The sequence below is a fragment of the Enterobacter sp. MG-EB028 genome (assembly GCF_056673305.1).
On sequence record NZ_CP195079.1, the window covers coordinates 4,614,222 to 4,627,702 of the forward strand.

13 protein-coding genes are annotated in these 13,481 nt (G+C 56.0%); 3 read left to right on the forward strand and 10 right to left on the reverse strand.

Features of this window, described 5'->3' with window-relative positions; genetic code table 11:
- Nucleotides 1-54 precede the first annotated feature (54 nt).
- Both fadB and fadA read left to right on the forward strand, forming a co-directional pair.
- Entirely contained in the window at nucleotides 55-2,244 is a 2,190-nt protein-coding gene (gene fadB / locus ACR42C_RS21855) for a fatty acid oxidation complex subunit alpha FadB (RefSeq protein WP_163330929.1), read from the forward strand.
- A gap of 9 nt (nucleotides 2,245-2,253) precedes the next feature.
- Nucleotides 2,254-3,417 (forward strand): acetyl-CoA C-acyltransferase FadA, encoded by a 1,164-nt coding sequence (fadA, locus tag ACR42C_RS21860; protein WP_479984563.1) that lies wholly within the window; start codon nucleotides 2,254-2,256, stop codon nucleotides 3,415-3,417.
- 125 nt (nucleotides 3,418-3,542) lie between these two features.
- Here the strand turns inward: fadA and fre are convergent, their stop codons facing one another.
- On the reverse strand, nucleotides 3,543-4,244 hold the full coding sequence (gene fre, locus ACR42C_RS21865; RefSeq protein WP_116343720.1) for an NAD(P)H-flavin reductase: 702 nt from the start codon (nucleotides 4,242-4,244) through the stop codon (nucleotides 3,543-3,545).
- Nucleotides 4,245-4,286: 42 nt separating this feature from the next.
- Nucleotides 4,287-5,780: a 4-hydroxy-3-polyprenylbenzoate decarboxylase gene (gene ubiD, locus ACR42C_RS21870; RefSeq protein ID WP_162874999.1), complete on the reverse strand. Its 1,494-nt coding sequence runs from the start codon at nucleotides 5,778-5,780 to the stop codon at nucleotides 4,287-4,289.
- A 170-nt stretch (nucleotides 5,781-5,950) separates the two neighbouring features.
- On the opposite strand from ubiD, the gene rfaH reads away from it, so the two are divergent.
- Complete coding sequence (gene rfaH / locus ACR42C_RS21875) at nucleotides 5,951-6,442, forward strand: transcription/translation regulatory transformer protein RfaH (protein WP_020882871.1); 492 nt, start codon at nucleotides 5,951-5,953, stop codon at nucleotides 6,440-6,442.
- On the opposite strand, the gene tatD is transcribed toward rfaH, so the two are convergent.
- From tatD to rmuC, 8 genes are all read right to left on the reverse strand, one after another.
- Nucleotides 6,439-7,221, reverse strand: coding sequence for a 3'-5' ssDNA/RNA exonuclease TatD (gene tatD, locus ACR42C_RS21880; RefSeq protein ID WP_163330931.1), 783 nt, complete (start codon nucleotides 7,219-7,221; stop codon nucleotides 6,439-6,441). The genes rfaH and tatD overlap by 4 nt on opposite strands.
- A gap of 41 nt (nucleotides 7,222-7,262) precedes the next feature.
- Nucleotides 7,263-8,033 carry a Sec-independent protein translocase subunit TatC gene (gene tatC, locus ACR42C_RS21885; RefSeq protein ID WP_116343717.1) on the reverse strand — a complete coding sequence of 257 codons (771 nt, stop codon included), beginning with the start codon at nucleotides 8,031-8,033 and terminating at the stop codon, nucleotides 7,263-7,265.
- Between the two features lie 2 nt (nucleotides 8,034-8,035).
- Entirely contained in the window at nucleotides 8,036-8,578 is a 543-nt protein-coding gene (tatB, locus tag ACR42C_RS21890) for a Sec-independent protein translocase protein TatB (RefSeq protein ID WP_320720840.1), read from the reverse strand.
- Between the two features lie 3 nt (nucleotides 8,579-8,581).
- Nucleotides 8,582-8,836 carry a Sec-independent protein translocase subunit TatA gene (gene tatA / locus ACR42C_RS21895; RefSeq protein WP_013099238.1) on the reverse strand — a complete coding sequence of 85 codons (255 nt, stop codon included), beginning with the start codon at nucleotides 8,834-8,836 and terminating at the stop codon, nucleotides 8,582-8,584.
- A 76-nt stretch (nucleotides 8,837-8,912) separates the two neighbouring features.
- Nucleotides 8,913-10,553, reverse strand: a complete 1,641-nt coding sequence (ubiB, locus tag ACR42C_RS21900; RefSeq protein ID WP_080330389.1) for a ubiquinone biosynthesis regulatory protein kinase UbiB — start codon at nucleotides 10,551-10,553, stop codon at nucleotides 8,913-8,915.
- Nucleotides 10,550-11,155 (reverse strand): ubiquinone biosynthesis protein UbiJ, encoded by a 606-nt coding sequence (gene ubiJ / locus ACR42C_RS21905; protein WP_192984995.1) that lies wholly within the window; start codon nucleotides 11,153-11,155, stop codon nucleotides 10,550-10,552. Before ubiJ ends, ubiB begins: the two co-directional genes overlap by 4 nt.
- 13 nt (nucleotides 11,156-11,168) lie before the next feature.
- On the reverse strand, nucleotides 11,169-11,924 hold the full coding sequence (ubiE, locus tag ACR42C_RS21910; RefSeq protein ID WP_028014779.1) for a bifunctional demethylmenaquinone methyltransferase/2-methoxy-6-polyprenyl-1,4-benzoquinol methylase UbiE: 756 nt from the start codon (nucleotides 11,922-11,924) through the stop codon (nucleotides 11,169-11,171).
- 66 nt (nucleotides 11,925-11,990) lie between these two features.
- Nucleotides 11,991-13,448, reverse strand: a complete 1,458-nt coding sequence (gene rmuC / locus ACR42C_RS21915; protein WP_116343714.1) for a DNA recombination protein RmuC — start codon at nucleotides 13,446-13,448, stop codon at nucleotides 11,991-11,993.
- Nucleotides 13,449-13,481: the final 33 nt, after the last annotated feature.

Genomic DNA, 13,481 nt, shown 5'->3' on the forward strand with positions numbered 1-13,481 from the left:
CACTCCGTTTCATCTGGTATGACCAGATCCACTTGCTGGATTCAGGAGACTGACATGCTTTACAAAGGCGACACCCTGTACCTCAACTGGCTGGAAGACGGCATTGCCGAACTGGTGTTCGATGCCCCCGGCTCAGTGAATAAGCTTGATACCGCGACGGTGGCCAGTCTTGGCCAGGCGCTGGAAGTGCTTGAAAAGCAATCTGAATTAAAAGGGCTGCTGCTGCGCTCTAACAAAGCGGCCTTTATTGTCGGTGCCGATATCACCGAATTCCTTTCGCTGTTCCAGGTTCCGGAAGAACAGCTGAGCCAGTGGCTGCACTTTGCCAACAGCGTCTTTAATCGCCTGGAAGATCTGCCTGTTCCAACGATCTCTGCCGTGAACGGCTACGCGCTGGGCGGCGGGTGCGAGTGCGTGCTGGCGACCGACTACCGTTTGGCGACGCCGGACCTGCGCATCGGCCTGCCGGAAACCAAGCTGGGCATTATGCCGGGCTTTGGCGGATCCGTGCGCATGCCGCGCATGCTGGGTGCAGACAGCGCCCTGGAAATCATTGCCGCTGGTAAAGACGTAGGCGCGGAACAGGCGCAGAAAATCGGCCTGGTCGACGGCGTCGTGAAGCCAGAGAAGCTGGTTGAAGGCGCACTTGCCATACTGCGTCAGGCGATTAACGGCGATCTCGACTGGAAGGCCAAGCGCCAGCCGAAGCTGGAGCCGTTAAAGCTCAGCAAGATTGAAGCCACCATGAGCTTCACCATGGCCAAAGGCATGGTGATGCAGACGGCGGGTAAACACTACCCGGCGCCAATTACGGCGGTGAAAACCATTGAAGCGGCAGCCCGATTTGGCCGCGACGAAGCCCTGAAGCTCGAAAATCAAAGCTTTGTTCCGCTGGCGCACACCAATGAAGCCCGCGCGCTGGTTGGCATCTTCCTCAACGATCAGTTCGTGAAGGGCAAAGCCAAACAGCTGACCAAAAACGTTGAGACGCCAAAACATGCGGCAGTGCTCGGCGCCGGTATTATGGGCGGCGGCATCGCTTACCAGTCGGCCTGGAAAGGCGTACCGGTAGTGATGAAAGACATCAACGAGAAATCTCTGACGCTGGGCATGACCGAAGCGGCCAAGCTGCTGAATAAGCAGCTGGAACGCGGAAAAATTGACGGGCTGAAGCTTGCAGGCGTGATCTCCACCATTCAGCCTGTGCTGGAATACAGCGGTTTCGACCGTGTCGACGTGGTGGTCGAAGCCGTCGTCGAGAACCCGAAAGTCAAAAAAGCGGTGCTGGCGGAAACGGAAGACAAGGTTCGTCCTGAGACCGTACTGGCCTCTAACACCTCCACCATTCCAATCAGCGAGCTGGCGAGCGTGCTGAAGCGTCCGGAAAACTTCTGCGGGATGCACTTCTTCAACCCGGTACACCGTATGCCGCTGGTCGAAGTGATCCGTGGGGAAAAAACCTCTGACGAAACCATTGCTAAAGTGGTGGCGTGGGCAAGCAAGATGGGTAAAACACCGATCGTCGTTAACGACTGCCCGGGCTTCTTTGTTAACCGCGTGCTGTTCCCGTACTTCGCCGGTTTTAGCCAATTGCTGCGCGACGGCGCGGACTTCCGCAAAATCGACAAAGTAATGGAAAAACAGTTCGGCTGGCCAATGGGCCCGGCATATCTGCTGGACGTGGTGGGCATTGATACCGCCCACCACGCCCAGGCGGTGATGGCGGCAGGCTTCCCGCAGCGCATGCAGAAAGATTATCGCGACGCCATTGACGCGCTGTTCGACGCCAACCGCTTCGGCCAGAAAAACGGCCTGGGCTTCTGGCGCTATAAAGAAGACAGCAAAGGTAAACCGAAGAAAGAAGAAGATGCCGTGGTCGATGGCCTGCTGGCCGACGTTAGCCAGCCGAAGCGCGACTTCACGGACGATGAGATCATCGCCCGGATGATGATTCCAATGATCAACGAAGTGGTGCGTTGCCTTGAAGAAGGCATTATCGCCAGCCCGGCAGAAGCCGACATGGCGCTGGTATACGGCCTCGGCTTCCCTCCGTTCCACGGCGGCGCGTTCCGCTGGCTGGACACGCTCGGCAGCGCCCGCTATCTCGATATGGCCCAGCAGTACCAGCACCTCGGCCCGCTTTATGAGGTGCCGGAAGGGCTGCGTAACAAAGCGCGCCATAACGAACCCTACTATCCAGCAGTTGAGCCAGCCCGTCCGGTTGGCGAGCTGAAAACGGCTTAAGGAGTCACAATGGAAAAGGTTGTCATTGTTGATGCGATTCGCACCCCGATGGGCCGTTCAAAAGGCGGCGCGTTCCGTAACGTGCGTGCGGAAGACCTCTCCGCGCACCTGATGCGTAGCCTGCTGGCGCGTAACCCGGCACTGGACCCGGCAGCGCTGGATGATATCTACTGGGGCTGCGTACAGCAGACCCTGGAGCAAGGTTTCAACATCGCCCGTAACGCGTCGCTGCTGGCGGAGATCCCACACTCGGTTCCGGCGGTCACCGTCAACCGTCTGTGCGGTTCGTCCATGCAGGCGCTGCACGACGCGGCGCGCATGATCATGACCGGCGATGCCCAGGCCTGCATGGTGGGGGGCGTGGAGCACATGGGTCACGTACCGATGAGCCACGGAGTCGATTTCCACCCGGGCATGAGCCGCAACGTGGCGAAAGCCGCGGGGATGATGGGTTTGACCGCCGAGATGCTCTCTCGTCTGCACGGCATCAGCCGTGAAATGCAGGATGCCTTTGCCGCGCGCTCTCACGCTCGCGCATGGGCGGCGACGCAGTCCGGTGCCTTTAAAAATGAAATCATCCCCACCGGCGGTCACGACGCGGACGGCGTACTGAAGCAGTTCAGTTACGACGAAGTCATCCGCCCGGAAACCACCGTAGAATCGCTTTCCACGCTGCGCCCTGCGTTTGATCCGGTCACCGGTACGGTATCGGCGGGTACTTCGTCAGCGCTGTCCGACGGCGCCGCCGCGATGCTGGTAATGAGCGAAAGTCGCGCCCGCGAGCTGGGTTTAACGCCTCGCGCTCGGGTACGTTCGATGGCGGTGGTGGGCTGCGATCCTTCGATCATGGGCTACGGACCGGTTCCGGCCTCGAAGCTGGCGCTGAAAAAAGCGGGGTTAACCGCCAGCGATATCGATCTGTTCGAGATGAACGAAGCGTTCGCCGCGCAGATCCTGCCGTGCATTAAAGATCTGGGGCTGATGGAGCAGATCGACGAGAAGATCAACCTCAACGGTGGCGCGATCGCTCTCGGTCACCCGCTGGGCTGCTCCGGGGCGCGTATCAGCACCACGCTTATCAACCTGATGGAACGCAAAGATGCCCAGTTTGGTCTGGCAACGATGTGTATTGGTTTGGGTCAGGGTATCGCGACGGTGTTTGAAAGAGTGTAAATCAGGAAAAGTATCTCAAAGCCTATGGCGTCAGAACGAGCGCAGCCAACGCAGTTATGGCGTCATTGGCGAAGAGAGACAGTTTAGTTGCCGTTCTTCCCGCCTGTCAGGGGCGGGTTTTTTATTTAGATAAACGCAAACGCATCACCGAACAGACGGTCTTCACGCGCGTCACGTTCGTTACAGAACAGATCGCGGGCAATTTTCGCCATCTCGAAACGGCCTGCAATGTAGATATCATGTCCCGCCAGCGTACCGTGATCCTGCAGTACCGCCGTCAGCACCGTTCCACTACGTCCACGCCAGCCCTCTTCAGGCTGCTCGACCACTGGCTCGATGCGCAGATTTGGATGGTTGATGCTCAGCGCTTCCAGTTCAGACAGGTCATACAGGTGCTTCTCTTCGCGGCCGCCCCAGTAGATGGTGATATCACGTTCCGGGTTACGCGCCAGTGCGGTCAACAGAATAGAGCGCACATATGAGAAGCCTGTACCACCAGCGATCAGGATCAGTGGACGGTCTTCGTCATCACGTAACCATGCCTCGCCGTGAGGAATATCGACCACAATCTCACGCTCTTTCAGGATGCGGTCCATCACGGCCATCGCGTACAGGTTAAGCTCAGACGCACCAATATGCAGCTCAATAAATTCCTGCTCTGCTGGCGTAGAGGCCATAGAGAAAGGACGCTTATCACGCTCATCCATCACGACCATCAGGTACTGGCCAGCACGGAATGAGAATGCCGCTTCAGGAACCAGGCGGACGCGATATACGGTGTCGGTAATAGCATCTACCGACGTCACTTTACAGCTTAAGGTTGTCATTCGCTCTCTCTGTCGGGAAGTCTATAGGGCTTAACGGTCAGCTCAGGGTTTACCGTTATTCATTATGGCCAGTTCGTCCCAGATCGCGTCAATTCGCGCGGTCACGGCAGGATCTTTTTTGATCGGGCGACCCCATTCACGGTCGGTTTCGCCAGGCCATTTATTTGTGGCATCCAGTCCCATCTTTGAGCCAAGACCGGAAACCGGCGAGGCAAAATCCAGATAATCTATCGGCGTGTTTTCGACTAACACCGTATCACGCGCAGGATCCATTCGCGTGGTGATTGCCCAGATGACGTCATTCCAGTCGCGGGCGTTAACGTCATCATCGCAGACAATAACAAATTTGGTATACATAAACTGGCGCAGGAAAGACCATACGCCCATCATCACGCGTTTAGCATGACCTGGGTACTGTTTCTTCATCGTAACCACCGCCATGCGATACGAGCATCCTTCAGGCGGCAGATAAAAATCAACGATTTCCGGGAACTGCTTTTGCAGGATCGGCACAAATACTTCGTTCAGCGCCACGCCCAGCACCGCCGGTTCATCCGGTGGACGGCCAGTATAGGTAGAGTGATAAATCGCATCTTCACGCTGGGTAATGTGCGTGACGGTAAACACCGGGAAGTTATCCACTTCGTTGTAATAGCCGGTATGGTCGCCGTAAGGGCCTTCTGGCGCCATTTCACCCTGCTCAATGTAACCTTCCAGCACAATTTCTGCACTGGCCGGTACTTCGAGATCGTTAGAGATACACTTCACGACCTCGGTTTTGGTCCCGCGCAGCAGGCCGGCAAAGGCATATTCAGAGAGCGTATCCGGGACGGGCGTGACCGCCCCCAGAATGGTGGCCGGATCGGCGCCTAAGGCGACAGACACCGGGAAACGTTCACCCGGATGCGCAGCACACCACTCCTGGAAATCCAGCGCGCCGCCGCGATGCGACAGCCAGCGCATGATGAGCTTATTTTTGCCAATCAGCTGCTGGCGATAAATACCGAGGTTTTGCCGCTCTTTATGCGGCCCGCGCGTCACGGTGAGGCCCCAGGTGATCAGCGGCGCAGCATCTTCAGGCCAGCACTGCATAATCGGAATTTTGGTGAGATCCACCGCCTCACCTTCCAGCACTTTCTGCTGGCACGGCGCGCCGCGCAGTCGTTTGGTGGGCATGTTCAGCACCTGCTTAAACTGCGGCAGCTTGTCGAACAGATCGCGGAAGCCTTTCGGCGGCTCTGGCTCTTTCAAAAATGCCAGCAGTTTACCCACTTCACGCAGCGCGGTAACGTCTTCCTGCCCCATCCCCAGGGCGACACGACGCGGAGTGCCGAACAGGTTGCACAGCACCGGCATGGAGTAACCTTTGGGATTTTCAAACAGTAATGCGGGACCACCGGCACGCAGAGTCCGGTCAGCAATTTCTGTCATTTCCAGATAAGGATCAACAGGAAGCGTAATGCGTTTCAATTCACCCTGCTGTTCCAGCAGCGTCAGGAAGTCGCGGAGATCGTGGTATTTCATGCAGTTAGTCATGGCCTCTCTGTAAGCGCTTCATTATACGGCGTAAGCCTTCTCGATGCTGTAATTTTGTTAAATTCGCGTGAACTTATCCGTTGTGTTCGAATTTCCCCCATTATAATCAACTTAGCGATCCCTCCAGGGTTTTGATATGCTTGCGCCCCGAACTAAGGGAAAGAGTGATTATGCAGGCCTGGTATTTACTGTATTGCAAACGCGGGCAACTTCAGCGCGCGCAGGAACATCTTGAACGTCAGTCAGTAAATTGTCTGACACCCGTGATCACGCTTGAAAAAATGCAGCGCGGGAAGCGCACAACCGTCAGTGAGCCTCTATTCCCGAACTATCTGTTCGTGGAGTTCGACCCTGAGGTGATCCACACCACCACCATCAGCGCAACGCGCGGCGTCAGCCACTTCGTTCGTTTTGGTGCCCACCCGGCCACGGTTCCGTCGACCGTCATTCATCAGCTGTCTGTTTATCAACAGCCTGAAGGGATCACCGATCCGGAAACCCCTTACGCGGGCGATAGCGTCGTCATTACGGAAGGCGCATTCGAAGGCCTGCAGGCGATTTTCGCCGAGCCGGACGGTGAAGCACGCTCAATGCTGTTGCTCAATCTGCTGAACAAGCAGGTGCTGCAGAGCGTGAAAAACACCGACTTCCGCAAAGTCTAAACGTTTATCCCGAACAGGCGACGCACGTTGTCATCCGTCTGCGCGGAAAGCCAGTGCGGATCCTCTCCGCGCCAGTGCGCTACGCGCTCAACAATGTGCCCCAGCCAGGCGGGCTCATTTCGCCGCGATGCCGGTTTGGGCTTCATATCTCGCGGCAGCAGATATGGCGCATCGGTTTCAAGAAGCAAGCGTTCTGCCGGGATCGCCGGCAGCAGCTCGCGAAGCTCAAGCCCGCGACGCTCATCGCAAACCCAACCGGTAATGCCCAGATAAAGCCCTCGCTTCAGGCAATCTAGCGCTTCCTGCCGTGAACCGGTGAAGCAGTGCAGCACTGCGCCCGGCAGTTTATCCAGCCACGGGTCGAGCAGTGCGAGAAAACGTTCATGCGCATCGCGACAGTGCATAAAGACGGGCATCTCAAGCTCTGCAGCCAGCGCAAGCTGGGCAGTGAATGCCTTTTCCTGTTCGTCAGGCGTCGAGAAGTTGCGGTTGAAATCGAGCCCGCACTCGCCAATAGCCACCACCTCTGCTGTTTTCGCCAGCGCGCGCAGTGTTTCTGCGCCCTCCTCAGTCCACTGACTGCTGTCATGAGGGTGAACGCCTGCGGTTGACCAGCAGCGTTGATAACGTTGCGCCAGCCGCTGCGCCTGCTCACTCTCATGCAGGTTGGTCCCGGTCAGCAGGAGTCCTTTGACGCCGGCGTCAAAAGCCCGTGCAACCACCTCGTCACGATCTTTCGCAAACTGTGAACTGGTCAGGTTGAGTCCGATATCAAACATGCGAATCCCCATAGAACAACCGCCCTGACGGGCGGCTGGTTTTACTCTTCAGTGGTCTTTTCGGACGCGTCGTCTTCATCGTCCGACCGGCGTCCTTTACCCACGTAAAAACGCGAGAAGAAGACGCCAACCTCAAACAGGCAGTACATCGGTATTGCCAGCAGCGTTTGCGAGAAGACGTCCGGCGGCGTCAGCAGCATGCCGACTACGAAGGCGCCTACCAGGATATACGGACGCTTCTTACGCAGGTCATCAGGGGTGGTTACCCCAACCCAACAAAGCAGCACAATGGCCACCGGCACTTCAAATGCCACGCCGAACGCCATAAACAGCGCCATCACAAAGCTGAGGTAGCTGGCGATATCCGTCGACACCTGGACACCTTCCGGCGCGGTGTGCGTCAGGAAGCCGAAGGCCAGCGGGAAGACAACGAAGTAGGCAAACGCCATGCCGATATAGAACAGCAGCGAACTGGATACCAGCAGCGGGATGACCAGCTTGCGTTCGTGCTTATACAGTGCCGGCGCAACAAACGCCCATACCTGATAAAGGATGACCGGAGCAGAGGCAATCAATGAAACCCAGAAGGTCAGCTTAATCGGGGTAAAGAACGGAGAAGCAACGTCTGTTGCAATCATCGTTGCGCCCAGCGGCATCTGCTTGATCAGCGGCGCAGAGACCACCTGATAGATATCGTTGGCGAAATAGACCAGGCAAAGGAATATGAGGAATACCGCAATAATGCAGTTTAACAGGCGCTTACGCAGCTCAATAAGGTGCGTAATAAGCGGTTGAGTATCATCTACTGCCATGGTTACGCTTTATCACTCGACGAGGGGGATGATTCGGAAACGGGCGCGGCGGGTTTAGCTTCAGCCGTTTTTACTATCGGCTCTTCCGGCTGTGCCTGTTTTTTCAGTTCAGTTTCCTGCGGCGTTTGCTCAGGCACTGCGGCCTGGTGCTCCGCACTCGCTGGCGTCACGCCCTCACGCTGCGCTTCGCTGTCCTTCACCACCGGGTTATGAATAGTGTTCGCTTCATCGCTCGCTTTTTCAGGATCGTTAACGCTGTAAGAGCGCTTCATGGATTCCGCCGCTTCGCGCAGTTCATCCATTGAGGCTTTCAGTTCCGGCGTCAGGTTATCCATGCTCGCCTTCTCGACCTTTTTCAGGCTTTCCTGAAACTCCTGCAGCTTAAGTTCCTGCGCCAGCTCATTCTGAACGGTCGAGGCCAGCGATCTTAGCGCACGAACCCAGCCCACGACGGTTTTTACCGCAACCGGCAGACGCTGCGGTCCCAGCACGATCAGACCAATCACAAAGACCAGCAGCAGCTCACTAAAACCAATGTCGAACACGACTTACACCTGCTCTTTATCGTGGCGTTTAGCGTCTTCCTTTTTGGCATCTTCTTGCTTGTCGGAGATGGATTTAGCAGTAAAGTCAGCGTCCTGGCTGGTTTTATCCTGCTTGCTCTCATCATCGCTCATCGCTTTCTTGAAGCCTTTGATAGACGCGCCCAGATCGGAACCAATAGAACCGAGCTTTTTGGTGCCAAACAGCAGCACGACGATGACGGCAATAATGACTAATTGCCAGATACTGATACCACCCATACATATTCCTCAGGGATAGATGATTAATTGGTCAGATCGCATTATACGTATGCGACCCGTCGATGGCGACGCAAACTCAGCGCGTTTTTCTCCATCCTGCAAGCCAGACAACAACCCCGCCAGCCATCAACCAGGCGGGCATCATCTGCCAGTCAGGACGGTTGATCAGCAGCAGCGTACCGCTCAGCAGCAGCGTTGCGCCAATCCCAAAAAGATAGCGTGACTGTCCCTGGCGCACACGGCTGGACTGAAGCTCGCGGGCGATTTTATCCATGCTGTGCTGAAGATTCTTGCTCTGACGCAAACTGTCGTAAACCAGCTCAGGAATTTCAGGCATTTTTTCTATCCAGAACGGGCCTTTCTCTTTAAGAGACCGAACCAGCGCCGGAAGGCCAACCTGATCCTTAATCCAGGATTCCAGGAAAGGTTTAGCCGTCTTCCACAAGTCTAACTGAGGATAGAGTTGTCGACCTACACCTTCAACGTAAAGTAATGTTTTCTGAAGTAAAACTAACTGCGGCTGAACTTCCATATTAAAGCGGCGAGCCGTATTGAACAGGTTTAACAATACGTGGCCAAAGGAGATTTCTGCCAGCGGTTTTTCAAAAATTGGTTCGCAAACGGTCCGGATCGCAAACTCGAACTCTTCGACGTTGGTGTCCGGCGGAACCCAGCCGGAATCAACGTGCAGCTCAGCCACTTTTCGGTAGTCGCGGTTGAAGAACGCGATGAAGTTTTCAGCCAGATAACGTTTATCTTCTTTGTTCAGCGAGCCCACAATCCCACAGTCGATACCGATGTACTTCGGATCCTCAGGATGCTCGTAGCTCACGAAGATATTACCCGGGTGCATGTCCGCGTGGAAAAAGCTGTCGCGGAAGACCTGGGTAAAGAAGACCTGAACGCCACGTTCGGCCAGCAGCTTCATGTTCGTTCCCTGCTTCTCCAGGGCCACCACGTCCGAAACCGGAATACCGTAGATGCGCTCCATGACCATCATGTTTTGGCTGCAGTAGTCAGAATAGACTTCAGGCACATAGAGCATCGGGCTGTTTTCAAAGTTCCGACGCAGCTGAATAGCGTTTGCCGATTCGCGCAGCAGATTAAGCTCATCAATCAGCGTTTTTTCATACTCCCGCACCACTTCCATCGGGCGCAGTCGGCGACCATCAGGTAACAAACGCGGTACCCAACGCGCCAGACGATAAATCAGCTTCATGTCGGCTTTGATGATCGGCAGGATATCCGGGCGGATCACCTTGATCACCACCTCTTTACCGTTCTCTTTCAGACGCGCAGTGTGCACCTGAGCGATAGAAGCCGACGCCAGCGGTTCTATTTCGAAATCGTCAAACCAGGCTTCAACGGGAAGATTTCCCATCGCCTCTTCGATCTGTTTCTTCGCTCTCACCCCATCAAACGGGGCGACACGGTCCTGAAGCATCGCCAGTTCATCGGCAATGTGCGGCGGGAAGAGATCGCGGCGGGTTGAGAGCATCTGCCCGAACTTAATCCATACCGGGCCGAGCTCCTGCAGCGCCAGACGCAGGCGTTCACCCAGCGGCTGACCTTTATGGCGATTTGGCATCCAGAACAGCGTCCGCCGCCAGATTCTGAGCGGCAGCGTGATACGCATTTTGGGGATAAGCTCGTCGAGCCCGTAACTCAAAAAGGTGTGGATGATAAAATAGAGGCGCCGAATTTCACCAGGCGTCATTTGCCCTCCAGTTTTTCCAGCCGTTTGGTTAACGCATCAACCGCGCGTTCAACAGCAGCAGTCTCTTCCGCAAACCACGCCACTTCCAGCGGTCCGGGGGCCATGCGCCACTCTTCCGTCAGTACTTCCGCGGCATAGCGCTGTTGACGTTGCAGATTTTTGCGCAGGAACGCCGTGCCGCCATGAATAACTTTCCCGATCCCTTCAGCGGCGATGTCACCAATAAAAGGCGCCAGCAGCTCTGCCGGATCGAATTCAGCCAGATCGCTGAGCGCAACAAAGTTCTGCACGACCTGGATGTCACCTTCTACTTCCAGCTCACCGCTGCGGATAAGCGCCGTTAATTGCTGGCGATCGCGCAATTTTGGCAGCACGCTCATATGGGTAATGACCGAGCAATCAGCCTCGCCTTCCCACTCACCCAGAACGTCAAGCTGGCGTTCGCTGAAGACCAGCACGAGCGGCGTCGAGAACTCTTTTAATACAATGCGCAGTACCTTCCCGTTTAGCCGCTGACGTGCGGCTTTCAGCGCCGGAGCGCGATACAGGAAGGCATTCAGCACATTCTCGATGCCTGCGGTGACTAAGGGTTTAAAGGGCACGGGACACCTCCACTCAGAATTTGTAACCGCGATGCAGCGCGACGACACCCGCCGTCATGTTGAAGTATTCAACGTTCTCAAATTCTGCATCCTGCATCATGGCTTTTAAGGTGTCCTGATCCGGGTGCATGCGAATTGATTCCGCCAGATAGCGATAGCTTTCCGCGTCGTTTGCCACCAGCTCGCCAATACGCGGCAGCACGTGGAAGGAATAGGCGTCGTAGGCTTTGCTCAGCGGGTCGATAATCGGTTTAGAGAACTCGAGCACCAGCAGGCGTCCACCCGGCTTCAGCACGCGGTACATGGAGCGCAGCGCTTTTTCTTTATCGGTGACGTTACGCAGACCGAAGGAAATAGTGATGCAGTCAAAGGTATTGTCCGGGAACGGCAGCGCTTCGGCGTTGGCCTGCACGTATTCCACGTTACCCACCACGCCGATGTTACGCAGCTTTTCGCGTCCCATTTTAAGCATGGAGTCATTAATATCAGCCAGTACAACGCGACCGGTTTCACCCACCAGACGGGAGAATTTCGCCGTCAGATCGCCCGTACCGCCAGCCAGATCGAGAACCGTTTGTCCACGACGCACACCGCTGCAGTCAATGGTGAAGCGCTTCCACAAGCGATGAATGCCGAACGACATCAAGTCATTCATCACATCGTACTTCGCCGCCACGGAATGAAATACGTGGGCCACCATGTCAGCTTTCTGCGCTTTGGCTACTGTCTGAAAGCCAAAGTGCGTCGTGTCTTGTGAATCGTCAACCATCTCAGAGCCTGCTAATCAGTCAAATGTTCGTGAAGTGTAACAGATTGGGCGCAATTGCCCTACGATTCAACCACCGCGAAAGAAACGCGCCGGCTGTTCATCTGGCGATAAACCTGCCGCTAAATCGTTGTCCTGGCTGAGGGTATTTTGTTCATCCCTGCCCTCACGCAGACGGAACTCTTCGTCCTGCGCTGTCGCCTGTTCGACCAATTCCGGATTAATCTCGCGTTTAACCTCCACCCCCAGGCTGCGGAATGCTTCAGCCTGCGCAAGCAGGTTGCCACGCCCCGAGGAGAGCTTTTTCATCGCCTGGCGGTAGTTATCCTGCGCACGGTCCAGGCTTTGTCCGACGGAAGACATATCGTCCACGAACAGACGCATTTTGTCGTACAGCTTGCTGGCGCGATCGGCAATCTGCTGGGCATTGCGGCTCTGGTGCTCATAGCGCCACAGGTTGGCAATGGTCCGCAAGGCCACTAACAGCGTGGTGGGGCTGACCAGCATAATGTTATTTTTCAGCGCTTCAGTGATAAGCTCAGGCTGTCTGTCGAGCGCCAGCAAAAACGCGGGTTCGACCGGGATAAACATCAGCACGTAGTCCAGCGAGCGCAGCCCCGGCAGCTGCTGATAATCCTTTCTGCCCAGCAGGCGAATATGGTTACGCACGGAAGCAATGTGCTCCTGCAGCGCCGATTCGCGCGTGTAGTCATCTTCGGCATTGAAGTAACGCTCATAAGCCACCAGCGTCATTTTGGCGTCAATGACCACATCTTTGCCCTGTGGCAGCCGCACAATCACATCCGGCTGCATGCGCGAGCGGGCGTCGTTTTCGATACTTACCTGCGTTTCGTATTCATATCCTTCCCGCAGGCCGGAGGCTTCCAGCACGCGGGTAAGTACCACTTCCCCCCAGTTACCCTGAGTTTTGTTATCGCCTTTCAGCGCCCGCGTCAGGTTGACCGCCTCCTGTGCCATCTGCGCATTCAGCTGCTGAAGATTGCGAATCTCATGGGCCAGCGTGTGGCGCTCGCGGGCTTCCTGACCAAAGCTGTCCTGCACCTGACGGCGAAAGCCGTCCAGCTGTTCGCGCAGCGGCGTCAGGAGGCTGTTCAGGCTCTGGCGATTCTGTTCGTCAACGCGGCGGTTGCTGTGCTCGAAAATGCGGTTAGCGAGGTTCTCAAACTGCTCGCTGAGGCGCTGCTCGCTGTTGATCATCTGGCGGATTTTGTCTTCGGCGTGCAACTGAGTGGACTCAAGGCGGGTAGTCACTTCGCGGAGATCGGCCTCCAGCGAGGTATTGATATCACGCAGGTTACGCAGTTCGTTATTGAGCAGCTCGCACTCGTCGCGCCAGTGGTCGCTCAGCGCAACCTGTTGTTTTGCCGCGCTAAGCTCGGCGACGATCTCTTCCCGCTCAGCCAGCTGCTCGGCTTTCTGCTGCGCGTGCTGGTAACTGGAAATCAGCCAGCCTATCCCTACGCCCGCCAGCGCAATCACCGCATAAATCAGGATTGAGATATCCACAATGCCCCCTGCATCAACGTATTACCCGCACAA

What these genes read in the sequence shown, in the direction of transcription:
- fadB (WP_163330929.1), top strand. Translation starts at nt 55, where the DNA reads ATGCTTTACAAAGGCGACACCCTGTACCTCAACTGGCTGGAAGACGGC.
- fadA (WP_479984563.1), top strand. Translation starts at nt 2,254, where the DNA reads ATGGAAAAGGTTGTCATTGTTGATGCGATTCGCACCCCGATGGGCCGT.
- fre (WP_116343720.1), bottom strand. Translation starts at nt 4,244, where the DNA reads ATGACAACCTTAAGCTGTAAAGTGACGTCGGTAGATGCTATTACCGAC.
- ubiD (WP_162874999.1), bottom strand. Translation starts at nt 5,780, where the DNA reads ATGACTAACTGCATGAAATACCACGATCTCCGCGACTTCCTGACGCTG.
- rfaH (WP_020882871.1), top strand. Translation starts at nt 5,951, where the DNA reads ATGCAGGCCTGGTATTTACTGTATTGCAAACGCGGGCAACTTCAGCGC.
- tatD (WP_163330931.1), bottom strand. Translation starts at nt 7,221, where the DNA reads ATGTTTGATATCGGACTCAACCTGACCAGTTCACAGTTTGCGAAAGAT.
- tatC (WP_116343717.1), bottom strand. Translation starts at nt 8,033, where the DNA reads ATGGCAGTAGATGATACTCAACCGCTTATTACGCACCTTATTGAGCTG.
- tatA (WP_013099238.1), bottom strand. Translation starts at nt 8,836, where the DNA reads ATGGGTGGTATCAGTATCTGGCAATTAGTCATTATTGCCGTCATCGTC.
- ubiB (WP_080330389.1), bottom strand. Translation starts at nt 10,553, where the DNA reads ATGACGCCTGGTGAAATTCGGCGCCTCTATTTTATCATCCACACCTTT.
- ubiE (WP_028014779.1), bottom strand. Translation starts at nt 11,924, where the DNA reads ATGGTTGACGATTCACAAGACACGACGCACTTTGGCTTTCAGACAGTA.